Below are 25,344 nucleotides of genomic sequence, written 5' to 3'. Positions count from 1 at the left end.
ACCTATGCGTCTGACCGATCTGTCCAAAGGAGCGACCGCCCTCGTGGAGCGTGTCGAGGATATCCATGCCCCCGACCCGATCGCGCAGCGTCTGCGCGACCTCGGCTTCGTTCCAGGCGAGCCCGTACGCGTGGTTGCGCGCGCACCCTGGGGCGCGGACCCGCTGCTCGTGCAGATCGGCTCGACCCGCTTTGCATTGCGCCGCGCGGAAGCGCAGCGCGTGAGCGTGACGACGAACGAGGAGAACGCGCAATGAGCCAGGCCCCTGTTACGTCGCTGCGCGTGGCGCTCGTCGGCAATCCCAACTGCGGCAAGACCGCGCTCTTCAATCTGCTGACCGGCGCGCGCCAGAAGGTCGCCAATTATGCGGGCGTGACGGTCGAGCGCAAGGAAGGGCGCTTTGCCACGCCCTCGGGCCGCAAGGTGCAACTGCTCGATCTGCCGGGCGCTTACAGCCTCGACTCGACGAGCCCCGACGAGCGCGTGACGCACGACGTGCTGCTCGGCCGCTACCCGGGCGAGGCCGCGCCGGATCTGATCGTCTGCGTGGCCGACGCGACGAATCTGCGCCTGCATCTGCGCTTCGTGCTCGAAGTGCAGCGCATGGGACGCCCGATGGTGCTTGCGCTGAACATGATGGACGCTGCGAAGCGCCGCGGCATCGAGGTGAACGTGGGCGAACTCGCCCGCCAGCTCGGCATGTCCGTGGTCGAAACCGTGGCCGTGCGGCGCGGCGGCGCGCAAGCGCTCATCGAGCTGATCGACCGCACGACGACAGAAAAACCCCAGACGCCAGCGAAGTCCACAGCGGCCAACGACGACCTGCACAGTACGGTGCGTGCAATCCTCGCGGGCGCCGTGACGATGCCGCGCGCCACCGACGCGCGCGACGACGCCATCGACCGCTTCGCGCTGCACCCCGTGCTCGGCCCGCTGATACTCGCGTTTGTGATGTTCCTCGTGTTCCAGGCCGTGTATTCGCTCGGCAAGCCGCTCACCGACGCCATCGGCGACGGCTTCACCTGGCTCGGCGCGGCCGCCGGCGCGGCGCTGCCGGACGGCCCGCTGCGCAGCCTCGTGACGGACGCGCTGTTCGGCGGCGTAGGCACCGTGCTCGGCTTTTTGCCCGAAATTCTGGTGCTGTTCTTCTTCATCCTCGTGCTGGAGGAGTCGGGCTATCTGCCGCGCGCGGCCTTCCTGCTCGACCGCATGATGGTGGCCGTGGGTCTCACGGGGCGCTCGTTCATCCCGCTGCTATCGAGCTTCGCGTGCGCGATTCCCGGCGTGATGGGCACGCGCAGCATCTCCGACCCGCGCGACAGGCTCGCCACGATCCTCGTCGCTCCGCTGATGACGTGCTCGGCGCGCTTGCCGGTTTATGCGCTGCTGATCGGCGCATTCATTCCGCACCGCCTGATCTTCGGCGTATTCAACATGCAGGGCCTGGTGCTCTTCGCGCTTTACGCCGCCGGCATCGTCGGCGCGATGGCGGTGGGCTGGGTCATGAAGAAGCTGCGCCGCGACCACCGCGAACACGCGCTGCTCATGGAGCTGCCCTCCTACCGGCTGCCGCGCGCACGCGACGTCGCTATCGGCCTGTGGGAGCGCGGCGCGATCTTCATCAAGCGCCTCACGGGCATCATCCTCGCGCTCACGGTGCTGATGTGGTTCATCTCCACGTTCCCCTCACCGCCCGCAGGCGCGACGCTGCCCGCCATCGATTACTCCATCGCCGGCTATCTCGGCCGCGCGCTGCAATGGCCGTTCGCGCCGCTCGGCTTCAACTGGCAAATGAGCCTTTCGCTGATCCCCGCGTTCGCCGCGCGCGAAACGGCGGTGGCCGCCCTCGCCACGGTGTACGCGGTGGCGGGTGGCGACGCGGATACCGCCGCGCTCGGCCACACGCTCGCGCAGAACTTCTCGCTCGCCAGCGCCCTCTCGCTGATGGTGTGGTTCGCATTCGCCCCGCAATGCATGTCCACGCTCGCCGTGATTCGCCGCGAAACGCGCTCGTGGCGCGCCGTCGTGATTTCGTTCGGTTACATGTTCATCGTGGCCTACGCGGCGTCGTTCGTCACGTATCAGATCGCGAGGCACTTCGTATGAACGCCGGACTCGTCGCGCAATATGCGGTGATCGCGCTGCTCGTGGCCGCGAGCTTCGTCTATACGCTGCGCAAGCTCGCGCCGAAAACGGCCACGCGCGTGCAGGCCGCCGTGGCCGCCACACTGTTGCGCCCGCAACGTAGTGCATTCGCGCAGCGCCTAGGGCGTTTTGTGCAGCCGAAAGGCGCAACCGGCGATTGCGGCGACGGCTGCGGCACCTGCGGCACGTGCGGACCGACGCCTGCGGCAACGAACGCATCGAACGCGCAACCGGTCACGTTTCATCCGCGCCGCAAATGAGTCGCGACAACCGCGCGCAAGCGACTGTCACGGGCATTGCGCTACACTGCGCGCTGCGTCGCGCCGCGGCGCGTTTGATCGAATGAATCCAGACACTTCGTGCCGATGCGATCCTTGCGCCTTGCCCCTTTCATGCGGATGTCCCGGCTTGCCGTAGCCACGACGGCAATCGTTGCGCTCGCCGCCACCGGCGCCTGCGTGCGCCTCTCCGCGGTCGACTCCAACGGTCTCTGGAAAGTCGTCGGCGGCCAGTGCGTGCCGAACATGCGCGACAAGGGCCAGCCCGGCCCCTGCACCACCGTCGACTTCCAGAAGCGCTATGCCGTGCTCAAGGACATCGCAGGGCGCGCGCAGTATCTCGTGATTCCCACGGACCGCGTGGCCGGCATCGAGAGCCCCGAAATTCTTTACGGCGGCGCGCCGGAGTACTGGGTAGGCGCATGGGGCGCGGGGCGCCTCGTGGAGGCGAAGCTCGGCATGCCGCTCGCCGGCGATCAACTCGGCATCGAGATCAATTCCTCGGAGCGCCGCACGCAGAATCAACTGCATATCCACGTCGATTGCATGCGACCCGACATTACGAAGGCACTCGCGCCGTATGGCGACATGGCGCCGGGCACGTGGCGCTGGACCACGCTCGACGGCTCGCGCTACCGCGTCACGCGCGTGACGAGCCTCTCGGATAGCAACAATCCGTTTCGCGTGGTCGAGCGCGATCTCGGGCCGAACCAGACCATGGCCGTGCAGACGATACTCGTGACAGGCGCAGGCCCCGATGCCCAGCGCAACGGCTGGCTCGTCGTGAACAGCGGGCTCGATGTCGATGGCGGAACCGGCACGGCGGAAGGCCTGCTCGACCATTCGTGCAGCCTCGCGCAAACGAAGAGCGCTTCAAAGTAACGCGTAGTCGCGCCGGGATGCATTCAGCCCGCGTCGTCCTCGCGCGCGACGCTCACTAACCAGCGCCGTATCACCTGCTCCTCTTCGGCCGTGAAGCCCGCGGCCATGCGCGCCTCCAGCTTCTTCACGCGCGCGCGGCACCGCCTGAGCAGCGCCTCGCCCTCATCGGTCACGTCGATCTGCTGAATGCGCCCATGCACCGCGTGGGGACGACGCGCGATCGCGCCGCCGCGCTCCAGATTCGCGACGATCACGCTCACCGTTTGCGGCGTGAGCGCTGCGAGCCTCGCGAGATCGGCGCCCGAAATGCCGGGGTAGGCGGCCAGCATGGTCAGCACGACGAATTGCGGCGGCGTAATGCCGAGATCGTCGAGCGCGCGCTCCATGCGCAGACGATGCGCCGCACCCGCCTGGCGCAGCAGGTAGCCGAAATAGCCCGCCTCGCCACGCTTGCCCTCGCCGACCTCGGGAATGGCACTCGCGTGCTCGCCCCTCCTCGAAGCCGGGTCTTTCCTCGCAGTCCTGTGCATGATGTCAGAGTTCGAATATGATGTTCGTGCTCTGATATTAACGGCCAAACTTCGCGAGGTCCAGTCATGTCCAGCGCTTCTACCCGCATTACTTACGAAACCTTCGTGCGCGACGCCGCCCCGGTTGCGGCCGCGCTCTCCGCCATGAGCAAGGCTGTCGACGCTTCCGGGCTCGAAAAGCCGCTCACCGAACTGCTAAAAATTCGCGCCTCGCAAATCAATGGCTGCGCGTTCTGTATTCAGTACCACCTCAACATTGCGCGCGAGAAAGCCGTGCCGCGGGTCAAGCTCGATCTCGTGGCCGCATGGCACGAGGCGCCGGAATGCTTCAGCGAGCGCGAACGCGCTGCGCTGGCTTACACGGAAGCGCTGAGCGCGAAACTCCATGAAGGGGTGAGCGACGCGCTCTACGAGGAAGTGGCGCTGCAGTTTCCCGGCGAGCAGATGGCGTTCTTGACCGCCGCCGTGGCAAATATCAATGCGTGGAACCGCATTGCCGTGGCGCTGCGCTTCGCGCCGCCGGTGCGCGACGAAGCAGGCTGAGGAAAGGTAAGGTAAGGATCGCGCGAGTTCCTTACCTGAACTCTTTCCTCGAATTACAAAGCCGCCTCCCACAGCAAAAGACGGCATACGATTGCGCCGACTGAGTGGCCTGACCAGCCTTCTCGGTCGGGCATCGACCATATCGCACATTCACCGGGGGGTTAAACATGTCGATAAGCGCGTTATCCAACTCAAACTCACTGTTTTCGACCTGGGCCGCTTACCAGGCAGACGGGCAAACCACAAGCAGCCAGATGTCGGGCATGCCCATGGCTTCGGACGCCTCGTCGGACTCGAACAACGTCAATCCGCTTGCTGCCGCCATCGCCTCGGCGCTCTCGTCGCTCGGCTTCACGACGGACAGCACGGCCAGCGCCTCCGCGAGCACCGCCAGTTCCGATTCTTCGTCGAGCACTTCCGGTTCGACGTCGAGCACGTCATCCACGTCGCCCGATGCGCTCGCCGCCGCGCTTCAGCAATTCCTCGGCGCGCTGTTCCAGGCCGCCGCGCAACAGAGCGGCGTCACCACGACGGGCACGGACGAAAGCAGCGACAGCAGCGCGGTTACGTCGGCAAGCGCTACATCTGCGACGACCGCGGCTTCCAGCTCCAGCACGTCGTCCACGTCGAGCGATACGAGCACGACGACCAATGCGGCAGCGATGATGCCCCCGCCGCCGCCTCCGCCGCCCTCGTCGGCAGGCGGTTACGGCAGCGATCTCGCTTCGGCGATCTCGAACCTCGCGCAGTCGCTTTCGTCGGCTTCGAGCAGCACGTCCTCCGATTCGAGCACGGCAAGCAACTCATCGAGCAGCAGCAGTTCGGATAGCGAATTGACGTCTGACTTCCAGAACCTGTTGACGGCCATGGGCGCCTCGTCGAGCAGTTCGTCGAGCGACACGACGTCCGAGCTTCAGCAATTCCTCACGACGCTCGCGAGCAACCTGCAGCAGCAGGGCTCGGGCGCCGCGAGCGGCCTGTTCGTTAGCACGACGGCCTGACCCGCTACGTCCACAAGCGCCCGCTTTTTTAAGCGTTGGCACGTTTGCGCGCCGGTCCGCGAAGGCTCGGCGCGCTTTTTTTCGTGGTGGCGTATCAGCCGTGAGTGACAGGAAAGCTGAGCCGCACGAGCAGGCCGCCATCCGGATGGTTCTCGACGTCGCATTGGCCGCCGCTGTCGCGCGCGAGCCGCGCGACGATGGCAAGCCCAAGGCCGCAGTGGCCTTCGCCGCCACGCGCCGCATTCAGGCGTACGAACGGCCTCATGGCAGCGGGAATGCGCTCCGGCTCGATGCCGGCGCCGTGATCGCGTACGCGTATCAGGCACGATCCGTTTTCGATCGCCGTCGAGATTTCGACCGGCGGGGCGCCATACTCGAGCGCGTTATCAACCAGATTCGTGACGAGCCGGTCCAGCGTGACCTGCGGTAGCTTGAACCGGGGACCGGCACGCAAATCGAGCACGAACAGCGGTCCGTTACCGCCCTCGATTTCATCAGGATTGCCAAACTGGCTTTGCAAAAAGCCGTCGACGCTCAATAGCCTGCCCGCGTCGGGCGACTGTTGCGCGAACTCCAGAAACTGCTGGACGATGTGGGTGAGCGAATCGACGTCGCGCAGCATGCCGTTGCGCTCCGACTCCTCGTCCATCAGGGTCGCGCGCAGCTTGAGCCGCGTAAGCGGTGTCTTCAGGTCGTGCGCAATGCCGCTCAGCATCACCACGCGGTCGTCTTCGGCCTCGTTCACGCAGCGCATCATGTCGTTGAACGACGCGCTCACGTCGCGCAGTTCGCGTGGCCCCTTGCCTTCGAGCGGCGCAATGCGCTCGCCGGTGCCGAACCGCCGCGCGGCCTGTGCGAGGCCCGCGAGCGGCTTCTGGATCTGCCAGGCGGCCAGGAACGACAGCGTGAGCGCAGCCAGCAGCATCGAAATCCCTTCGATGACAAAGCGCGGCGGCGGCGGAATATCGACCGGCACGACGACCCAGCTCGTGCTGCCTGGAAAACGCACCCACAGTTGGGGCGGGCGCCCGTCATCCACGGCGAACTGCGTGCCGGGCGGCAATTGTTCGCGCAGATGACGCGTCAAGTCGACTAGCGGCCTGCGCGTCGGCTCGTGCAGGTGGACGTCCTTGGGCACGTTCCACACCGGCACGCGGTGCACGCGCAACACGTCGCTCAGGTCGCGGTCCTTCGGCGGCTCGAGCGAACCGCCGAGATGCACCGGGGGCGGCAGCGTACCGCCGCCGACGTGCTCTTCGCTGGCCACGCGCAGCGCGAGCAGGACACCACGCGCGAAGCCATCGACTTCATGGCGCGGCGGCTGGCGGGCAAGCAGCAAAAACCAGCCGAGCTGCATGGAAAGCAAAACAGCCGCCGAGAGCAACGCCATGCGCCCGAACAGCGTATTCAACGGACTTCTCACTGAATTGCTGCGCCGTGCGCCTCCGAATAATTCGCCGGATCCGGCACGAATACATAGCCCTTGCCGCGCACCGTCTGGATATGGCGCGGATTCGACGGATCGGCCTCGATCACGCGGCGCAGGCGCCAGATCGGCACGTCGAGGCTGCGTTCGTGGAACTCGCGCTCGTCGCGATGCACGATATCGTGGATCAGCGTGCGCGAAAGCACTTTGTAGGGATGCGTGGCGAATACCTTCAGCAACGCGAATTCGCTCTCCCTCAGCGGGATTTGCGTGTCGCCGCAGGAGAGCGTACGCATCGTGAAGTCGAGCTCGAAGTCGCCGAACCGGTAGCGCCGGCGTGCCTCGGGTGCGCTGGCGGTAGACGGGCCGCGCCGCCGCAGGATGTTCTGGATGCGCACGAGCAGTTCGTGCGGATCGAAGGGCTTGGGCAAATAGTCGTCCGCGCCCAGCGAGAGCCCGCGAATGCGGTCGCTCACGGCGCCGCGCGCGGTGACGAAAATGACGGGAATGTCGTCGCCGGCCGCGCGCAAGGCGGCAATGGCCTCGAGGCCGTCGGTCTCCGGCATCATGATGTCCAGCACCACAATGGACGGACGTTCGCGCTCGAGGCGGCGCTGGAGGTGGACGCCGTCGTGCAGCACGGCCGTATCGAAGTTATGCGAGCGCAAGAAGCGGCTCAGCAGATCGCGCACGACGGGATCGTCGTCGACAATGAGGACGCTGGGGTTCATGCCGCGATTTTAAAGCAGTGGGGCGGGCGGAACCTTCCACCGTTTCTTACCAGTCCTTTCCTCGCATCACCCTTGAAAAAGGGCGGAATCATCATGTCCCGCCCAATCAAAACGACGTCTTGCTAGAGAGGCCGCACGTTCACGGGCATCGTTCAATTCTCCTATGCAATTGGCATGGCATCAATGTGCGAGCCCCGGCGCGCCCGGAGCCGGTTGGTTCAGCATCGAACCCGTTGCCCACGTACCCACTTGCGCCGCGCCAACGCGCTCGCGCAGCCATGCGTCGAAGGTCTCCTGCAATTCTGCATGCCGCAGGGCGAAGTCGACCGTCGCCTGAACATAGCCGAGCTTGGTTCCGCAGTCATAGCGCTTGCCAACGAACTCGTAGGCCAGCACCTGCTCCTCTTCGCGCATTGAATGAATGGCGGGCGTGAGCTGAATCTCGCCGTTCGTGTCGGGTTTCAGCGAGCGCAAATGCCGGAAGATGCTCGGCATGAGCACATAACGCCCGGCCACGCCGAAGCTCGACGGCGCCTGCTCGGGCGTAGGCTTCTCAATGATGCGGCTGACGCTGATCACGCGCTCGTCCCAATGCCGGCCGTCAATCACGCCATAACTCGCCGACTCGCTCGACTCGAATTCTTCTACGGCGAGAACCGAGGAATCATAATGGCTGAAGATATGGACCATTTGCGCGAGAACCGGAGGCTTGCCGTCGAGCAGATCGTCGGCGAGCACGATCGCAAACGGTTCGTCGCCAATCAGCTTTTCCGCGCAAAGCACGGCGTGCCCGAGACCGAGCGGTTCGGCTTGCCGGACATAGACGCACTCGACATTGGCCGGCTTGATGCTCTGCACGAGTTCGACGAGATTCTGCCTGCCGCGCGCCCTCAGCACGTGTTCGACCTCGTACGACCTGTCGAAATGATCTTCAATGACGCGCTTTCCGCGGCCCGTCACGAAGATCAGTTCGGTAATGCCTGCACCGATGGCTTCTTCAACGGCATATTGAATGAGCGGTTTGTCGATGATCGGGAGCATTTCTTTCGGGCTCGCCTTCGTTGCCGGCAGAAAGCTCGTATCGATTCCCGCCACCGGAAACACAGCTTTACGAACACCAAGCATGATGACCTCACCTGTCTGGTAGAGCGGCGGTACGACCATGACAACGGGTGCGGGATTTGCATTCCGACCCCGGATATCTCCCCATGTGGCGAATCAGCTCGGCGACAAATTCCCAAGTTTCGGCCGGAAAGGTCTGCCGAAAAGCCAAACCCAATGATCGCACTGTTTTTGCTCGGAGTGCGCGTGAGTGAAAGCGGCCAGACGCAAGGCGCGCAGTTCCTGGGCCGCGCGGCGATTACATCGCATGTAATTGGCGAGCCGCGCGTGAGCGCCTATCCTCAACACACAATCGCCAGCACCCAACCTGGAAAGCCGATGAACCCCACGCGCCCCGACCCAAACGCACCGCAAAGCGAACTTGGCACCCTGCTGCGCTATTGGCGCGATGCCCGCGGAGTGAGTCAACTCGATTTGTCGCTGGACGCCGGGATTTCCCAGCGGCAAATCAGCTTTATTGAAAGCGGCCGCAGCGTACCGGGCCGTGACACGCTGCTGACCCTTGCACAGACGCTCGACGTGCCCCTGCGCGAGCGCAACGCCCTGCTGCTCGCCGCCGGCTACGCGCCCGTCTATTCGGAAGCACCCTGGAACGCGCAGGAAATGCAGCACGTCGTGCAGGCGCTCGAGCGGGTCATTCGCCAGCACGATCCGTTTCCGGCCATCGTCATGGACCGGCACTGGAACGTGCTGATGACCAACGACGCCGCGCCGCGCTTTTTCGACCACTTCATCGACATGGCCGCACGCCCAAGCCCGCGCAACATGCTGCATTTGATGTTCGATCCCAAGGGCATGCGCCCATTCCTCGCAGACTGGGAGAACGCTTCGCGAAGCCTGCTGCAACGCGTGTATCGCGAAGCCGTCGGCCGCGTGATCGACGATGAAACACGCACGCTGCTCGACGAATTGCTTGCGTACCCCGGCGTGCCTCGCGACTGGAAAGCGCACCACGGATCGACCGGCACGCCCACCGTGCCGGTCATTCCACTGAGTTTCATCGACGACAGCAGTGTGCTTCGCTATTTCTCGATGGTGACGAGCGTGGGGACGCCGCAAAACGTCGCCGCCCAGGAATTACGCCTCGAATGCATGTTCCCCGCCGACGACGCCACCGAAGCGCGACATCGGGAGCTGCTCGCGGCACATGCGAAGGCACGCTGAGCGGTTCTCATCCGCAAGCGCGAAAAAAAAGGGCGCTCTGCTATAGCAGAGCGCCCCATGGCAAAACTCTCACGTCGTTCTCCGGCTACAGGGAAGCCGGAAGGAACTGATTAGCCCTGCAAGTCAAACCGCCTGGAGCGGCTTCAAGCGGCTTCAAGCGGCTTCGAGCACAAGCAATTGCGCGCCGTCGGCCACCTGGTCGCCTACGCCATACAATACTTCGGTTACCTTACCAGCCGCAGGCGCGCCGATCGTGTGCTCCATCTTCATCGCCTCCATGACGATGAGCGGCGTGCCCTTCTCGACCACGGCGCCCGGTTCGACCAGCACGGCGATCACCTTGCCCGGCATGGGCGCAGTCAGACGGCCCTCGCCGTGCTCCGTGTCGGCCGCGTGCGCGAGCAGGTTCTGCCACTCGAACGCCATCGCCGTGCCGAGGCAGAACACATGAAACACGTCGCCGTCGATGAATACGCGGCCCGTCACGCGCTTGTCGCCGATGGTCGCGCCGTATTCGTTCGCGCCCTCGCTACGCCACCACGTGTAGCGCGCCTCGTGCCCCGCATAGGCCAGAGTTTCCTCACCGCCGTCATGCGTATGCGCCACCGTGAACGCGGTATCGCTTTCGACATCGCGCCAGGAGAGCGATTGCGCGAAGCCGCTATTCAAGCGCCAGTGCGAAAGCGACTGCCACGGCGAGGCGCCATGCATCGCGCCGCCCTCACGGCCAAGCAACGCCGCACACGCGAGCGCAAGCGCTTCGCGAACCGGCTTCTGCTGCGGTGAGAACAACGCGTCATGGTTACGCTCGATCAGGCCCGTGTCGAGATCGGCGCTTGCAAATGGCTCACAGGTCACGAGCCGGTGCAGAAACTCGACGTTCGTATGCGGCCCCACCACCTCGCACGCTTCGAGCGCACGTTCCATACGCGCAAGCGCGTCCTCGCGCGTGGCACCGTGCACGATCAGCTTCGCGATCATCGGATCGTAGAACGGCGTAATGGTGTCGCCTTCGCGCACGCCGCTGTCAATGCGCACGCTCGCGCGCTGGCCCGCGTCGCCGAGCCGGAACTCGACGCCCTCTGGCATGCGCAGATGCTTGAGCGTGCCCGTGGAGGGCAGGAAGCCGCGCGCCGGATTTTCCGCGTAAATGCGTGCCTCGAGTGCATGGCCCGTGATCGAAAGCTGCGACTGCCCGAGCGGCAGAGGCTCGCCCGCCGCAACACGCAACTGCCATTCAACGAGATCGAGGCCCGCGATCATCTCCGTTACGGGGTGCTCGACCTGCAGACGCGTGTTCATCTCCATGAAGTAGAAGTCGGCATCCGTCATGATGAATTCGACGGTGCCCGCGCCCTCGTAATGCACCGCGCGCGCCGCGGCCACAGCCGCCTCGCCCATGGCGCGGCGCACGCCGTCTTCGAGGCCCGGCGCGGGCGCTTCTTCGAGCACTTTCTGGTGACGGCGCTGCACCGAGCAGTCGCGGTCGAACAGGTAGACCGCGCCGCCATGTTTGTCGGCAAACACCTGGACTTCGACGTGACGAGGCCGCGTGAGGTACTTCTCGATCAGCACGCGGTCGTTGCCGAAACTGCTGGCCGCCTCGCGCTTGCACGAAGCGAGCGCCGCCGCGAAGTCCTCGCTGCGCTCGACCACGCGCATACCCTTGCCGCCGCCGCCCGCGCTCGCTTTGAGCAGCACGGGGTAGCCCATTGCATCGGCTTCGCGCTGCAGGAGCGCGAGGTCCTGGTCGTCGCCGTGGTAGCCCGGCACGAGCGGCACGGCCGCCGCATGCATGAGCGCCTTCGCGGCGGCTTTCGAGCCCATGGCGGCGATCGCCTCGACCGGCGGCCCGATGAAGACGATGCCGGCCGCTTCGCACGCGCGGGCAAAGTCTTCGTTCTCCGAAAGAAAACCGTATCCGGGGTGAATGGCTTGCGCACCCGTGGCGCGCGCGGCTTCGATGATGCGCTCATAGCGCAAATAGCTTTGCGCAGCCGCCGCTTCGCCGATATGCACGGCTTCGTCGCAGGCCGCGACGTGCTTGGCGTTCGCGTCGGCGTCCGAGTACACGGCCACGCTCTTCACGCCAAGCCGCCTGCACGTAGCCGCAACCCGGCATGCAATTTCGCCGCGGTTGGCGATCAGGATTTTGTTGAACATGTGCTGTCCTCGCTTCGTTGCCTGCTTCATGCCTTATTGATCGCGCCAGCGCGGCGTACGCTTTTCAAGGAACGACGACACGCCGTCGCGCCCCTCCTCGCTCGCGCGAATACGCGCGATGCGAACGGCGGTGTCTTCGATCAGAGCGTTGTCGATCGTCTGGCCGGCGACGTCCTGCACGAGCTGCTTGCACTCGCGCACGGCATTCGGGCTGTTTGCGCAGAGCGTTTCGGTCATGCGTTGCACGGTGGCGTCGAGAGCTTCGGCACTCACGGCTTCGCTCACGAGGCCAAGCCGCTGCGCGGTGGCGCAGTCGAATGCTTCGGCGGTGACGAAGTAGCGGCGCGAAGCCTGCTCGCCCAGCGCGCGGATCACGTAAGGTGCGATCGTGGCGGGTATGAGGCCGAGGCGCGCTTCGGAAAGGCAGAAGTGCGCGGTCTCCACGGCCACCACGATGTCCGCCGCACACACGAGGCCCATGCCGCCCGCGTAGGCGTCGCCATGCACGCGTGCGACGACCGGCTTCGGGCAGCGATAGACAGCCGAGAGCATATGCGCGAGACGCATGGCGTCCGCGCGATTCTCTGCGTCGGAGTAGCCGGCCATCTTGCGCATCCAGTTCAGGTCCGCGCCTGCACAAAAGGCCTTGCCGTTGCCGGCGAGCACGATTGCGCGCACGTCGTCGCGCGCGCCGAGCGCGGTGAACGCAGCCGTTACGTCCGCGATCATCGTTTCGTTGAACGCGTTACGCACTTCGGGGCGATTGAGCGTGACAGTCGCCACGTGGCCGACGAGTTCTACCGTGAGCGTTTCGTATTGCATTGTCTGGTCCTCAATGCATCACATGCGGAACACGCCGAAGCGCGTTTCCTCGATCGGCGCGTTCATCGTGGCGGAGAGACCGAGGCCGAGCACGTCGCGCGTTTGCGCCGGGTCGATCACGCCGTCGTCCCACAGGCGTGCGCTCGCATAATACGGATGGCCCTGCAGCTCGTATTGATCGCGAATCGGCTGCTTGAACGCATTTTCTTCTTCGGCACTCCACGTCCCGCCCTTCGCTTCGATGCCGTCGCGGCGCACCGTGGCGAGCACGGATGCGGCCTGCTCGCCGCCCATCACCGAGATGCGTGCGTTCGGCCACATCCACAGGAAGCGCGGCGAATACGCGCGGCCGCACATGCCGTAGTTGCCCGCGCCGAACGAACCGCCAATGATGACCGTGAATTTCGGCACCTTGGCCGTTGCCACTGCCGTCACCATCTTGGCGCCGTTGCGCGCAATGCCCTCGTTTTCGTACTTGCGGCCCACCATGAAGCCCGTGATGTTCTGCAGGAACACCAGCGGAATCTTGCGCTGGCAACACAGTTCGATGAAATGCGTGCCCTTCAACGCCGATTCGGAAAACAAAATGCCGTTGTTCGCGATGATGCCGACCGGGTGGCCCCAGATGTGCGCAAAGCCGGTCACGAGCGTGGTGCCATAACGCGCCTTGAATTCGTCGAAAGCCGAGTCGTCGACGATGCGGGCGATCACCTCGCGCACGTCGAAGGGCTTACGCGTATCCACGGGAATCACGCCGTAAAGGCTTTTCGCGTCGAAGCGCGGCGGCAGCGGCTCGCGCAGCACCACGGGCGGCGTTTTGGTGCGGTTCAGATTGCCGACGATCGAACGCGCAATGGCCAGTGCATGCGCATCGTTCTGCGCAAGATGGTCGACCACGCCGGAAAGGCGCGTGTGGACGTCGCCCCCGCCCAGGTCCTCGGCGCTCACTTCCTCGCCCGTCGCCGCTTTCACGAGCGGCGGGCCGCCGAGGAAAATCGTGCCCTGGTTCTTCACGATAATCGACTCGTCGCTCATGGCCGGCACATACGCGCCGCCCGCAGTGCACGAGCCCATCACCACCGCGATCTGCGGAATACCCTGCGAAGAGAGATTCGCCTGGTTGTAAAAGATGCGGCCGAAGTGATCGCGGTCCGGAAACACCTCGTCCTGATTCGGCAGGTTCGCTCCACCCGAATCGACGAGGTACACACAAGGCAAGTTGTTTTCCTGCGCGATTTCCTGCGCGCGCACGTGCTTCTTCACCGTGACCGGATAGTACGTCCCGCCTTTCACCGTGGCGTCGTTGCAAACGATCACGCATTCTTGCCCCGCAATGCGGCCGATGCCCGTGATGATGCCCGCGCCCGGCGCGTCGTCGTTGTACATGCCGTAAGCCGCGAGCTGCGAGAGCTCCAGAAACGGCGTACCCGGATCGACCAGCTGCGCAATGCGATCGCGCGGCAGCAGCTTGCCGCGCGAGAGGTGCTTGTCGCGCGCGGCCTCGCCGCCGCCCAGCGAAAGCTTCTGGATCTTCTCGCGCAGGTCCGCGACGAGCGCTTCAAGTGCCGCGGTATTGGCCTTGAAGTCTTCCGAACGCGGATTGAGCTTCGATTCGATGACCGGCATCCCGTCCTCCCTTCGTTACCGTGAGTTGCTTAGGATTACATTGTTTCCGCGAACAACTCGCGGCCGATCAACATGCGGCGAATCTCGCTCGTGCCCGCGCCGATTTCGTAGAGCTTCGCGTCGCGCCAGAGACGCCCGACCGGATACTCGTTGATATAGCCATTGCCGCCGAGGATCTGGATAGCTTCGCCCGCCATCCACGTCGCCTTTTCCGCGGTGTAGAGAATCACGCCCGCGCAGTCCTTGCGCACCTGGCGCACGTGATCCTTGCCCAGCGTGTCGAGCTGGCGGCCAACCGCGTAGAGATACGCGCGACACGCCTGGTAGGTCGTATAGAGGTCCGCGACCTTGCCCTGGATGAGCTGGAATTCGCCGATGGCCTGGCCGAACTGCTTGCGGTCGTGGATGTACGGCACGACCGCGTCCATGACCGCGGCCATGATGCCGGTGGGACCGCCCGCCAGCACGGCGCGCTCGTAGTCGAGGCCGCTCATCAGCACTTTCACGCCCCCGTTGAGCTGGCCGAGGATGTTCTCTTCGGGCACTTCCACGTCCTGGAACACCAGCTCGCCCGTGTGCGAGCCGCGCATGCCGAGCTTGTCGAGCTTCTGCGCAACCGAAAAGCCCTTCATACCCTTCTCGACGATGAACGCCGTAATGCCGCGCGAACCCGCTTCGGGGTCGGTTTTCGCGTAGACGACCAGCGTGTCGCAATCCGGGCCGTTGGTGATCCACATCTTCGTGCCGTTGAGCACGTAGCGGTCGCCCTTCTTTTCGGCGCGCAGCTTCATGCTCACGACGTCCGAGCCGGCGTTGGGCTCGCTCATGGCGAGCGCGCCGATGTGCTCGCCGGAAACGAGCTTCGGCAAATATTTGCGCTTTTGCGCCTCACTGCCGTTGCGGTGGATCTGGTTGACGCACAGGTTCGAATGCGCGCCGTACGAAAGGCCGACCGATGCGGACGCGCGCGAGATTTCCTCCATCGCGACCATGTGCGCCGTGTAGCCCATGTTCGCGCCGCCGTATTCCTCCGAGACCGTCATGCCGAGCACGCCCAGGTCGCCGAACTTGCGCCAGAGGTCCATCGGGAAGTGGTCGGTGCGGTCGATTTCGCCCGCGCGCGGTGCGATTTCCTTCGCCGCGAAGCCGGCGATGCTGTCGCGCAGCATTTCGACTTCTTCGCCTAGCGGGAACTGCAAACCGGGTACGTTGCTCATGTGTGTCTCCAGGGAATCTCGAACCGGGCGTTGCTTCGCCCCATGGACGCACATTTCACGCCAGATTTACGTTAACGTCAATAGGTATTTCTGAGTGACGCTCAAGTTGTCGTACAGATGAAATTCCCTTGTCTGGCGGCGTTTCTTTCATGGATAATGAATTCCACTTTGACGTAAATTGAATCAAGCTCAATATGGAAGCCGTGGCCCAGAAAGCCGTCCTGCCCGCGTCGCGCCGCCAGCCGGCGGGCCGCAAGTCGCAGCAGCGCGTGCGCGAGATCCTGCAGGCGGGGCGCGAAGTGTTCTCGGAAAAAGGGTACACACGCGCCACCACGGCCGAGATCGCCCAGCGCCTGGGTGTATCCGAGGCGACGGTGTTCAGCTACTTTCGGGGCAAGCGGGAGTTGTGTGCGCGCGTGATCGGCGACTGGTATGACGAATCGATCGCCGCGATCGAAGGCGGCCTGCCGCGCGACGCCACCGTGCGCCAGCAGTTCGCATTCATCGTGCGCATGCATCTGCAGTTGATGCTGGAGAGCGGTACCGGCATCTGCGAACTGGTGCTCTCGGAAGGCCGCACGCGGCACCACGATCTGAGCGAAGCGCTCACGGAAATGCAGCGCCGCTACACGGCGCCGCTCATGCGCGTGCTCGCGCGCGGCCAGGAAAGCGGACAGATCCGCAACGACCTGCCGCTGCGGCTACTGCGTTCGCTGGTGTTCGGGCCCATGGAGCATGTGCTGTGGGACGCAACGCTCGCCAACCGCCGCACCGACATCGACGCCACCGCCGAGCGCCTCGTGGACGCACTCTGGTCTGCGCTGCAGCCGCCCAATCTTGAACTCGCCGCGCTCGCGCAGTTCAGCCAGGACGTGGGCGAAGCCGTGCGCCGGCTCGAGCGCGAACGCGCCGCGCGCTAGCCGGCGCGCCCTGGCCGGCAATCAGACCGCCGCTTCCTCGGCCACGCGCGCACATAGCGAAGCAGGGTCGAGCAGCATCAGCGTGCCCTTGCCCGGCAGTTCCACGGCTTCGCGCATATCGTTGTGCACGCGCATGCCTTCGTTGCGCGTGAACGCCTGCGGCAAGGTAAGCTGGGCCGAGCCGGTCAGCGTCACAATATCCTCGATCGAATCGACAAGCAGTCCGTACTTCTCGCTCTCGTATTCGACAATGAGCATCTTCGCAACCGCGAGATCCTCGTACGGCGGCATGCCGTACATCGCCCGCACGTCGATCACGGTCACGAGCACGCCGCGCAGGTTCAGCATGCCGCGCACGACGCCGGGCAGGCCTGGCGTATGCATGATGTCGTCGCGATAGTCGATCACCTCGCGCAGTTGGGCGATCCGCACGCCGATCAACTGGCCGATGCGGAACGTGACGAGCGTTTGCCGCGTGCCTGCGCCGCGTTTTTGCGCCGCCTGCGCAAGTGCGTTTCGATACAGATCGCGATGACCCCCAGCCAGCGCAACGACGCGCTCGTTGGCAAACAGCGCATCCGCGTTCACAGTGAGCGTCTCGGGCGGGTTGACGACTTCCTGCAAGGCGGCCACCGGCAGCGCCAGTTCGGTGCCCGCCAGATGGAACGAACCGTACAGCTCGACGTTCGGACCGGCGGCAAGCGTGCGTAGACTCATCGGGTGACTCCTTATCCTCGCAACTGCGAGGGCGTAGCTGACGACTGCGGCTCGAGCGACCGCGAGAAATGGCGTACGGCGTAGTGATGCTGCTCGCAGTCGATGGTCAACTGGCGTCCGCACTCGCCGCCCACGTCGACGTGCACGAGCTTCAGGCGTGCGTGCGCCAGCATTTGGCGCGCGATGCGAACGTTCAGTTCTCCGATCGGTTCGTGGATCGTCGTGCGATGGTGCATCATGTTCGCGCCGCCCGCGAGCACGGCCTCGATATCGCCTTCGCGGGCCTCGTCCGCGTGCATCATGGCGAGCAGTTTCGGCAAGGCTTCAATCACATACTTCGCGCCGTTGCCGGCCTGCGAAGCGCCGGCGGCCGGCGCGCCTCCTACGGGCTCGGGCAGCAGACAGTGCGCGAGCCCGTATGTCCCACGCGAGCGCCACAGGAGAGGCCGTGACACGGCTCAACGATTCGGACTCGCCCACGATCAGCACGGCGCCTGGCCGCATCGCGCGCCGAACGTTGGCGAGCACGGCCTTCTGGCCTTCGAGATCGAAATAGATCAGTACGTTGCGCAACAAGACCAGATCGAACGGGCCCAGATCGCGCGGCACGTCGTAAAGGTTGTGACGGCGAAAGCTCACGTGCGAGCGCAAAGCCTCGTTCACGCTGATTGCCGCCGAGTCGCCACGGAAATACCGCGGCACGAGTTCCGGCCGCTGTTGGCGCAGGCTCTCCATGCTGCGGCCGGCGTAGTTGCCGGCACGCGCGTTCGCAAGAATGCCGTCCGAGATATCGGTGCCGACGATCGCATAACGCAGCGCGGGATGCTGCAAACGGAACTCCTCGCAGAGCATGGCCGTCGTCCACGCTTCCTCGCCGCTCGAGGCCGCCGCCGACCAGACGCGCAAGGGCTCGCCCATTCGCTTCGCAGCCCATCGCGGCAGGAATTCGCGCGCGAGATACTCCCAAATGCGCGGCGTGCGAAAGAACGACGTCTCGTTCGTCGTCACGAGATCGATGAAGTCGCGCACCTCGTCCGTGCTACCGTCGAGCACGCGCAAGTAGTCGCGATAGTCGGGCAGCCCGAGCGTCATGATGCGGCGGCGCAGGCGGCCTTTGAGCATGGTCCACTTGCGCTCGTTCATCGCAATGCCGGTATGTCGGCGCACCTGATCGAACAGCGCGTTACGCACCGACAATTCGGCATCCTGATCGATATCCACTACAACCTCCGGACTTCACACCACGAAGCGCGCCACCGTCGTGTCGAGACCCAGCGCTCCGCCCTTGAGCGACGCTGCCGCGCGCGCGATCGTGTCGCACGCGCCCGCCGACTTCTCGGTTTCCTCGGCCACCTGCTGGATCGCGGTGCTCACTTCGCGGGCCGCAATGAGCTGCTCGTCCGCGCCGCATGAAATTTCCGAAATGGCCTGGGTCGTGCGGCTCACGCCAGCCACGATCTTCTCGAACGCCTCGCCTGCCTGCTTCGAAATTTCGCTGCCCTGCGCCACGCGTTTCACCGACTCGTTGATGAGCTTCGAGATTTCCTTTGTTGCCTGCGAAGAGCGTTCAGCGAGCTTGCGCACTTCGTCGGCGACCACGGAGAAGCCGAGGCCGTGTTCGCCCGCGCGTGCGGCCTCGATCGCCGCGTTGAACGCGAGCAGATTGGTCTGACTGGCGATCTCGCCAATGACCTTGATGATCTCGCCTATGACCTTGATGATCTCGCCGATATCCTCAGACGAGCGGTTGATCAGCTCCATGGCCTCGATCGAACGCGTCACGGCCTTCGCGCCGCGCTCCGCTTCCTGTTGCGTGTCCTTGGCGAGCTGGTCCGCGCCGCGCGAGTTGTCAGCGATCGAGTTGATGGAAGCGGTGAGTTCCTCGATCGACGCGTTCATTTCCTCGACCGTCGCGCCGAGCAATTGCGCGCCGCTCGCCACGGTGTCCGCGCGCGCGGCGATGTCCTGCGAAGAGTCCTTGAAGGTGCCCGCCGATTCGACCACCTTGCCGATCACGCTCGCGAGGTCGCTCATCATGCCCTTGATGCCGGAGGCCAGCTGGTCGATCGGCTCCTCGCCATGCACCTCGACGTCGCCCGTCAGGTCGCCGGCGGCCGCGCGGCTCACCACGCCAAGCAGTTTCTCGACCTTGCGTTGATCGTCTTGCGCGCGGCGCTGCACGCTCTCTTCGAGTTCGACCTGGGCGGTCACGTCATTGGCGAACTTGATGACCTTGTAGAGGCGGCCATTCACGTCGAAGATGGGGTTATAGGTCGCCTGGATCCAGACCACGCGGCCGCCCTTGGCGATGCGCTTGTAACGGCCCGCGTCGAACTCGCCGCGATTGAGCTTGGCCCAGAACTCGCGATAGTCGGGGCTGGCTGCGTACGGCTCCTCGCAGAACAAACGGTGGTGCTTGCCGAGAATTTCTTCGAGGCGATAGCCCAGCGTGTCGAGGAAGTTCTGGTTCGCGTGCAGCACGATGCCGCCCGTGTCGAACTCGATCACCGCCTGCGCCTTGTCGATGGCGCGCAGGCGTCCTTCGTATTCCGCGTGCTGCTGCTTGACGGCAGTGATATCGGTGGCGAACTTGATGACCTTGTAAGGGCGGCCGCTTTCGTCGATCACCGGGTTGTACGAAGCGTTGATCCAGATCTCACGGCCGCCGCGCCCCACGCGCCGGTATTCGCCGCGGTCGAACTCGCCGCGGCCAAGCCGCTCCCAGAACTGGCGGTAAGCCTCGGTACGAGCATAATCAGGATCACAGAACATCCGGTGATGCTTGCCGCGCACTTCCTCGAGCGTATAGCCGAGTGTCGCGAGAAAATTTTCGTTGGCGTGAAGAATGGTGCCCTGAAGGTCGAATTCGATTACAGCCTGCACACGATTTAGCGCCGCATTGACTGCGCTTAATTCGCGTAATTCGATCTGACGATCCGGTGTCGATTGTTCCATAGTCTTGCCCTCGTATTGGTCTCGCTTTCGATGCAAATCGGATTGCGGCGTGCCGCCGTCAGGCTCGGGCGATTTCTCTCGGATTTTTTTGTAGTGCTCGTGGCGCATGGATGCTGCGCCTCTTCCTGTGCTTTAACGGCTCACTATTTGGGTAACTTGACCAGTGGTTTGTGCTAAGGCAAACGTTTTCGTTTGGGCACTCACTCGCAATTGCGTGACGATTTTTCCATGAGACGCAAGCGCTTCAATCCGAATCCCCATTTAATGATAAATTCGTAAATAAAATGCCATTTCATGCAATGGACATTGAAAACGTTTTAGATCCGACTTATTCGACTTTTTTAAAAAAAACGCACTTTACAATGCGCTTTCGTCTCGGATATTGCTCGTGCGACTCGCGATCCATGCACGCCGCATAGCCGCCGACGCGCGGCCCGCGCCATGAGCAGCGACATCGCGACGAGACAAGCAAGACCCTCATTCATGTCGGATTCCTTATTAATTATAAAAGCGCACGGCGGCGCGCTATAGCGGTGAGGCGCGAGGAGTCCATGACAATCTGACGAAAAGCCTACATCTATCCAATTATTACAAACGGGCGACGTACGCGCGTGCCGCATTGCGCGCATTTCTGTGAAATATGGGCCGCGAAGCGTGCCGTTGCGCGCCGTACGCGCTCCGGGCGCCCTTTGCGCCCCGCCAGCCATGCGCCTTCTGTAACAACTCGAAAAATCGGTGCAACTCCCGTAATTGCATTGGTTCCGCCAATGTCATAGCGTTCGATAATTGGCTGGCGCACGCCGTTGCCCCAGCCTGCCCGTTTCTGGAGATCGTGTGTGAGAAGGTCGAAACTGTTTCTCGGGGCCGCTGCGGCCGCGCTTATCGGCGTGTGCGGCGTAGCACAGGCGGCGCGTGTCGGCGTGTATTTCGGCGCCGGCGTGCCGTATTACTACCCGGTCGCGCCCGCGCCCTACTACTACGGGCCGCCGCCCGTCATCGTCGCGCCGCCCCCGCCGCAGGCGCCCGACTACATCGAGCAGGGGCAAGCCGGCGCCCCCGCAATGGACCCGCAGCAGGGCCCCGTCAACGCCCCGCCTGGCGATGCAGCGGGCGACCAGCAGGCAAACGCCGACACCTGGTATTACTGCGACGAGTCGAAAACCTACTATCCCTATGTAAAGCAATGTGCGTCGGGCTGGCGCGCGGTTCCCGCCCAGCCGGCGCCTTCGAACTGAACCCCTTGACGATATCGAGCCGCAAATGAAATACACGTATCTCGCGCTACTCGCCACCGCGGGGCTGCTGAGCGCATGCGCCGTGACGCCCACGGGGCCGAGCGTGATGGCGCTGCCTGGCACGGGCAAGACTTTCGATCAGTTCCGCGCCGACGACGCGAATTGCCGCCAGTTCGCCTTTCAGCAGGTAGGCGGCGTCACCACGAACCAGGCCGCAACCGGCGCCGGCTTGGGCAGCGCCGTGGTCGGTACGGCGCTCGGCGCGGCCGCGGGCGCCGCATTTGGCGGTGGCCAGGGCGCGGCCATTGGCGCGGGCGCGGGCCTGCTAGCGGGCAGTGCGGTCGGCATGGGCAACGCACAGGGTTCCGCGTGGGACGTGCAGCGCCGTTACGACTACGCTTATCTGCAATGCATGTACGCCACCGGCAACCGCATACCGGCGCCTGGCAACATGACGATGTCGCAGCCCCAGCAGTTCCAGGCGCCACAGCAGCAGTTCCAGACAGCGCCGCAACCGCGCTATTTGCCGCCGCCCCCGCCGGGGTCGCCGCCTCCGCCGCCTAGCGGATATTGACCGCACAAAGAAGAACGCGAGGCTTGGCGCATCTGCGCGAAGCCTCGCGTTTTCCTTTGGATTCCGAATAACCTGAATCAGCGCGGCTCGAGTTCGAGCGCATTGCCGTTCCACACCACACGGCGCATTTCGCCCGATTGCGGGTCGATGAGCGTCATCTGCTGCGCGGCGTGGACAGGATCGGGTTTCGCATCGCCGCCCGTGCCGGACCTGGATTCGAGCAGCGGCTGCAACACGGGCGCGAGCGACTTCAGCAGTTGCACGGACAGCGCACTCGTGAACGTATAGCGCGCCGCATACGGCTCATGCACCCATGCCGTGAGCGTGCCGTAGAAACGGTTGCCGATCACGAACACGAAGGTCGCGCTCCGGTTCACCTTGCGCGATTCGATGAGGCGCGCGCCCGGCGCGTACACGTTGAAGCGCTGGTCGCCGGTGCCGGTCTTGCCGTAGACCGGCAGCGTCTTGCCGTCGGGGAGCGTCATGCCGTCGGCGAGGCGCTTGGCCGTGCCGCCCTCCACCACCGACGTCAGCAGCTCGCGCACCACTTGCGAAATATCCGGCGAAACGAGCGCTTGCGGCGGCGTGGATGCATGAACGAAGTGCGTCTCGTAAGGCGTGCCGCGCGCGAAGTCGAGCGACTCGAAGCTGTGCGTCGGCAGCTTTTCGCCATTGCTCGAAATCAGGCCGATGAGCTGAGCGAGCGCCGCGGGCCGGTCGCCCGAAGCACCGATCGCGGCGCCAAACGACGGCGTGATGCTGTCGAACGGATAACCGACCGCGCGCCAGGACTTGCCGATCGCGTCATACGCGCGCAACTCGATCATGTGGCGAATCCGCCGGTTCTGGGTAGCGTGATACTTCGTCTTGAAGAGCCAGCTATAGGTGTAAAGGCGCGTGTCGCGGCTCACCTGCTGGACCTGCGCGAGCGTCGCATCTGGATGCGCGCGCAAGTAATTCAGCAGCCACAGTTCGAGCGGATGAATGCCCGCAATATAGCCGCGATCGTTGAGATTGAATTTGTTGATTGCGTATTTATCGTAGTAGTGCGCGAGGTCTTCGTCGTCGAGCCACTGGAACTTTGTGTTCTTTAGTTGCGCGCGCATCTGTGCATCGAACCACGGCAGTTTGCCGTCGGGGTTCACACTGCGCAGCACGGTCGCAATGCGCGCCGGGCCCTTGCGCGTGTGCTGCAGCAAAATCGCCAGCGCTTCGTCGCTGCTCTTGCCCGCGTAGCGCGTGTAGAAGCGCTTCATGTAAACCTGGCTCTCGCCATCGGAAAACTGCGTGAGAAAACCCGTGCGCACGACAGGATCGTCGAGCCATTGCGCGGGTGGCCCCGAAGTCTGGATCATCTCGTAGTGAACGATGTCGCGCATGAGCCGCACGAACACCAGATTCACCGAATGCTGGAACGCGCGGTGCACGGTGAGAATTTGCGCGTTGTCGCTCGACTCGAAATTATTGAAACTCTGCGCGCCGCCGCCGGTGTAGAACGTCTCGCCCGGGTTGGCCGAGTACTTGCGCTCGACGGCCGCTTCCAGCATGGAATGCAGCGAGCGGTCGGACGTCTTCGAAAGATAGTCGATCGCCCAGCGCGTGAGCGCGTCGCTCGGATCGACTTGCGGCAGCATCGCGCGCAGCGACTTGGCGTCATCGGCCGCGTAGCGCGCGTGCAGCGCGCTCACGATCTGCAGATACGTCACGAGCGTGCGCAGCTTCGCCGTCGACCCCAGATTCAGGCGTGCGCCCGAATTGATGTCGAACGGCTGGTTCACGCTGTCCGTTTGCACGCGCACGAGGTTCTCGCCGTTGCTGCGCTCGAACAGCGTGAAGCTATACGCGATCTTCGATGGATCGTCGGAAGGGCGCAGCATCTCGAAGCCGACCAGACCCGCCTGGCGCGCGCCGTCCTTCGTCGCGGCGTCGGCAAGGCGGTCGCCCACGGCCTGCTGCACGCTGTCGACGAGCGTGGCCGTGGCAGTGAGATCGAGGCGGTCGAGGTCGTAAAGCGTCGTCAGGCCCAGCGCCTGCATGAGCTGGGTGCGCAGCGTCAGCACCGCCTTGCGCTCCACGAATGAAACCGGCACGCGCTGCGACGGCTTCGAGCGGTCGAGCGTGAGCTGCGTGGCGAGCGCGGCGTCGCGCAGCGCCGGCGTAATCACGCCGCCGGCGCCGAGCAGGCGGATATAGCTGTCGGTCAGCTTCGCGAGTCCGTCGTTGTTCTTTTGCAGGAAGTACGAAGGCGCGCGCTGAGCGATCAGCAGCGAGAGCACCTGGCGGAACGCCAGCGCCTGCGCGTCGAGCGTCTCGGGCGTAAGCGGCGCGCGCAGGATACGATTGACGTCGCGGAAGTCGCGCCCATACCAGGCGGCAAGGCCGTCGCCGAGACCGTTGACTTCGCCCACACCCGGCTTGGCGGAAAGTGGCACCGAATTCAGGTAGTGCACGAGAATCTGCTGGCGCGCGGGCATGGTCTGCGGGCCGTCCAGATAAGCGCGCAGCGAAGCGGACGCGATCTGGCGCAGCTTCTCCGGCGGCGTGGAGGTGCGGCCGCCCGCCGAGTGCCGGAACTTCTCGATCTGCGTGGCGAGCGTGCTGCCGCCCGGCGTTTGCTGATGCTGGTTCACGAGGCGCGCACCCTGGTCGACGAGCGCGCGGCTAAAGCGCCCCCAGTCGATGGCCGGGTTGCGGTTCGGTTGGTCCTGGGCCAGCAGGTATTTGTCTTCGATGAAAAGCAGCGAGTCGCGCACCACGGCCGGCACCGCGTCGAAATTCTCGTACGCGCGCTGCGGATAACGCGTATGGAAGAGCGTCGCACCCGACGCGTCGCGCAGCACGATCCCGGCCTGATCTTTTTCATCGAAGGGCAGGAAAAGCCCCTCGTCGGCCACGGCGATCATGCGGTCCGAATCGCGCGCCTGTGCCGCGATCGCGAAACCGCGTTCCGCAAGCCGGTTCTCGAAGGTGGGCAGTTGCGCATAGCCGAGCCGCACGTCGTATGGCCCGTTCGTGGTGGGAAAGCGGATGCTGTGACTCGGCCCGTTCTCGACCGTAAAGCCTATGTCGCGCGTGAGTTCGGAGAGGTAGCGGGCTTGCAGGCGCGACGTATCGATTTCGATCTGAACGATGCGCGCGATGATGACGAGGGCGGCGAGAAACGCGACGACGAATCCCCACTTGACCCACCGGAAGAGTGAGCCAGCGCCAGCGGCGCGAGCAGGAAAGCGTACCGATGGGCGGTTCATGCGTATTCTCCTGACGTCACGTCAGATTTCCAGACGGCACCCCTC

The 25,344-nt window shown here is 64.3% G+C and carries 23 protein-coding genes; 10 read left to right on the top strand and 13 right to left on the bottom strand.

What is annotated here, in order from left to right; genetic code table 11:
* Positions 1-4: 4 nt before the first annotated feature.
* The 4 genes from M3I54_RS15490 to M3I54_RS15475 all read left to right on the top strand — a co-directional run bounded on the left by M3I54_RS15490 (position 5) and on the right by M3I54_RS15475 (position 3,305).
* Positions 5-256 (top strand): FeoA family protein, encoded by a 252-nt coding sequence (locus M3I54_RS15490; RefSeq protein ID WP_254337259.1) that lies wholly within the window; start codon positions 5-7, stop codon positions 254-256.
* The gene (locus M3I54_RS15485) at positions 253-2,106 is read left to right on the top strand and encodes a ferrous iron transporter B (protein WP_254337257.1); all 1,854 of its coding nucleotides are present in this window, start codon (positions 253-255) and stop codon (positions 2,104-2,106) included. The genes M3I54_RS15490 and M3I54_RS15485 overlap by 4 nt, the downstream gene beginning before the upstream one ends.
* A complete protein-coding gene (locus M3I54_RS15480; protein WP_254337255.1) occupies positions 2,103-2,405 on the top strand; it encodes a DUF6587 family protein in 303 nt (100 codons plus the stop codon). The genes M3I54_RS15485 and M3I54_RS15480 overlap by 4 nt, the downstream gene beginning before the upstream one ends.
* A gap of 105 nt (positions 2,406-2,510) precedes the next feature.
* Complete coding sequence (locus tag M3I54_RS15475; protein WP_254337336.1) at positions 2,511-3,305, top strand: CDP-diacylglycerol diphosphatase; 795 nt, start codon at positions 2,511-2,513, stop codon at positions 3,303-3,305.
* A 23-nt stretch (positions 3,306-3,328) separates the two neighbouring features.
* Here M3I54_RS15475 and M3I54_RS15470 read toward each other — a convergent pair whose 3' ends face one another.
* The gene (locus M3I54_RS15470) at positions 3,329-3,835 is read right to left on the bottom strand and encodes a MarR family winged helix-turn-helix transcriptional regulator (protein ID WP_254337253.1); all 507 of its coding nucleotides are present in this window, start codon (positions 3,833-3,835) and stop codon (positions 3,329-3,331) included.
* Between the two features lie 66 nt (positions 3,836-3,901).
* On the opposite strand from M3I54_RS15470, the gene M3I54_RS15465 reads away from it, so the two are divergent.
* Together M3I54_RS15465 and M3I54_RS15460 are read left to right on the top strand one after the other, a co-directional pair.
* On the top strand, positions 3,902-4,378 hold the full coding sequence (locus M3I54_RS15465; protein ID WP_254337251.1) for a carboxymuconolactone decarboxylase family protein: 477 nt from the start codon (positions 3,902-3,904) through the stop codon (positions 4,376-4,378).
* Positions 4,379-4,632: 254 nt separating this feature from the next.
* Positions 4,633-5,379 (top strand): hypothetical protein, encoded by a 747-nt coding sequence (locus tag M3I54_RS15460; RefSeq protein WP_254337249.1) that lies wholly within the window; start codon positions 4,633-4,635, stop codon positions 5,377-5,379.
* A gap of 94 nt (positions 5,380-5,473) precedes the next feature.
* On the opposite strand, the gene M3I54_RS15455 is transcribed toward M3I54_RS15460, so the two are convergent.
* The 3 genes from M3I54_RS15455 to galU all read right to left on the bottom strand — a co-directional run bounded on the left by M3I54_RS15455 (position 5,474) and on the right by galU (position 8,661).
* A complete protein-coding gene (locus tag M3I54_RS15455; protein ID WP_254337248.1) occupies positions 5,474-6,802 on the bottom strand; it encodes an ATP-binding protein in 1,329 nt (442 codons plus the stop codon).
* Positions 6,799-7,536, bottom strand: a complete 738-nt coding sequence (locus tag M3I54_RS15450; RefSeq protein WP_028202613.1) for a response regulator — start codon at positions 7,534-7,536, stop codon at positions 6,799-6,801. Before M3I54_RS15450 ends, M3I54_RS15455 begins: the two co-directional genes overlap by 4 nt.
* A 180-nt stretch (positions 7,537-7,716) precedes the next feature.
* Positions 7,717-8,661 carry a UTP--glucose-1-phosphate uridylyltransferase GalU gene (gene galU, locus M3I54_RS15445; RefSeq protein WP_254337246.1) on the bottom strand — a complete coding sequence of 315 codons (945 nt, stop codon included), beginning with the start codon at positions 8,659-8,661 and terminating at the stop codon, positions 7,717-7,719.
* 315 nt (positions 8,662-8,976) lie between these two features.
* Between galU and M3I54_RS15440 the strand changes: the two genes are divergently transcribed.
* The gene (locus M3I54_RS15440) at positions 8,977-9,822 is read left to right on the top strand and encodes a helix-turn-helix domain-containing protein (protein WP_254337335.1); all 846 of its coding nucleotides are present in this window, start codon (positions 8,977-8,979) and stop codon (positions 9,820-9,822) included.
* 153 nt (positions 9,823-9,975) lie between these two features.
* Here the strand turns inward: M3I54_RS15440 and M3I54_RS15435 are convergent, their stop codons facing one another.
* From M3I54_RS15435 to M3I54_RS15420, 4 genes are read right to left on the bottom strand one after another with little or no spacing between them, the layout of a single operon-like run.
* A complete protein-coding gene (locus M3I54_RS15435; protein ID WP_254337245.1) occupies positions 9,976-11,985 on the bottom strand; it encodes an acetyl/propionyl/methylcrotonyl-CoA carboxylase subunit alpha in 2,010 nt (669 codons plus the stop codon).
* Between the two features lie 33 nt (positions 11,986-12,018).
* Positions 12,019-12,807, bottom strand: a complete 789-nt coding sequence (locus tag M3I54_RS15430; RefSeq protein ID WP_254337242.1) for an enoyl-CoA hydratase/isomerase family protein — start codon at positions 12,805-12,807, stop codon at positions 12,019-12,021.
* 18 nt (positions 12,808-12,825) lie between these two features.
* Positions 12,826-14,433: a carboxyl transferase domain-containing protein gene (locus M3I54_RS15425; protein WP_254337240.1), complete on the bottom strand. Its 1,608-nt coding sequence runs from the start codon at positions 14,431-14,433 to the stop codon at positions 12,826-12,828.
* 35 nt (positions 14,434-14,468) lie between these two features.
* Entirely contained in the window at positions 14,469-15,650 is a 1,182-nt protein-coding gene (locus M3I54_RS15420; RefSeq protein ID WP_254337238.1) for an isovaleryl-CoA dehydrogenase, read from the bottom strand.
* A gap of 194 nt (positions 15,651-15,844) precedes the next feature.
* Here M3I54_RS15420 and M3I54_RS15415 point away from each other — a divergent pair, with 194 nt between their 5' ends.
* On the top strand, positions 15,845-16,570 hold the full coding sequence (locus tag M3I54_RS15415) for a TetR/AcrR family transcriptional regulator (RefSeq protein ID WP_254337236.1): 726 nt from the start codon (positions 15,845-15,847) through the stop codon (positions 16,568-16,570).
* 21 nt (positions 16,571-16,591) lie between these two features.
* Here the strand turns inward: M3I54_RS15415 and M3I54_RS15410 are convergent, their stop codons facing one another.
* Genes M3I54_RS15410 through M3I54_RS15395 form a run of 4 tightly spaced genes read right to left on the bottom strand, consistent with a single transcriptional unit; the run spans position 16,592 to position 20,242 of the window.
* On the bottom strand, positions 16,592-17,287 hold the full coding sequence (locus tag M3I54_RS15410; protein ID WP_254337234.1) for a chemotaxis protein CheW: 696 nt from the start codon (positions 17,285-17,287) through the stop codon (positions 16,592-16,594).
* 11 nt (positions 17,288-17,298) lie between these two features.
* The gene (locus tag M3I54_RS15405) at positions 17,299-17,619 is read right to left on the bottom strand and encodes a hypothetical protein (protein ID WP_375542150.1); all 321 of its coding nucleotides are present in this window, start codon (positions 17,617-17,619) and stop codon (positions 17,299-17,301) included.
* Entirely contained in the window at positions 17,612-18,508 is an 897-nt protein-coding gene (locus tag M3I54_RS15400) for a protein-glutamate O-methyltransferase CheR (protein ID WP_254337232.1), read from the bottom strand. Before M3I54_RS15400 ends, M3I54_RS15405 begins: the two co-directional genes overlap by 8 nt.
* 15 nt (positions 18,509-18,523) lie before the next feature.
* On the bottom strand, positions 18,524-20,242 hold the full coding sequence (locus tag M3I54_RS15395) for a PAS domain-containing methyl-accepting chemotaxis protein (protein WP_254337230.1): 1,719 nt from the start codon (positions 20,240-20,242) through the stop codon (positions 18,524-18,526).
* 836 nt (positions 20,243-21,078) lie between these two features.
* Here M3I54_RS15395 and M3I54_RS15390 point away from each other — a divergent pair.
* Positions 21,079-21,477, top strand: coding sequence for a hypothetical protein (locus M3I54_RS15390; protein WP_254337228.1), 399 nt, complete (start codon positions 21,079-21,081; stop codon positions 21,475-21,477).
* A gap of 25 nt (positions 21,478-21,502) precedes the next feature.
* The gene (locus tag M3I54_RS15385; RefSeq protein WP_254337226.1) at positions 21,503-22,051 is read left to right on the top strand and encodes a glycine zipper family protein; all 549 of its coding nucleotides are present in this window, start codon (positions 21,503-21,505) and stop codon (positions 22,049-22,051) included.
* Between the two features lie 77 nt (positions 22,052-22,128).
* Here M3I54_RS15385 and M3I54_RS15380 read toward each other — a convergent pair whose 3' ends face one another.
* Positions 22,129-25,299, bottom strand: a complete 3,171-nt coding sequence (locus M3I54_RS15380) for a transglycosylase domain-containing protein (RefSeq protein WP_254337223.1) — start codon at positions 25,297-25,299, stop codon at positions 22,129-22,131.
* Positions 25,300-25,344 lie beyond the last annotated feature (45 nt).

It is taken from the genome of Paraburkholderia sp. CNPSo 3274 (assembly GCF_024206475.1).
GTDB lineage: Bacteria > Pseudomonadota > Gammaproteobacteria > Burkholderiales > Burkholderiaceae > Paraburkholderia.
This window is presented reverse-complemented; position numbering and strand designations above follow the sequence as displayed.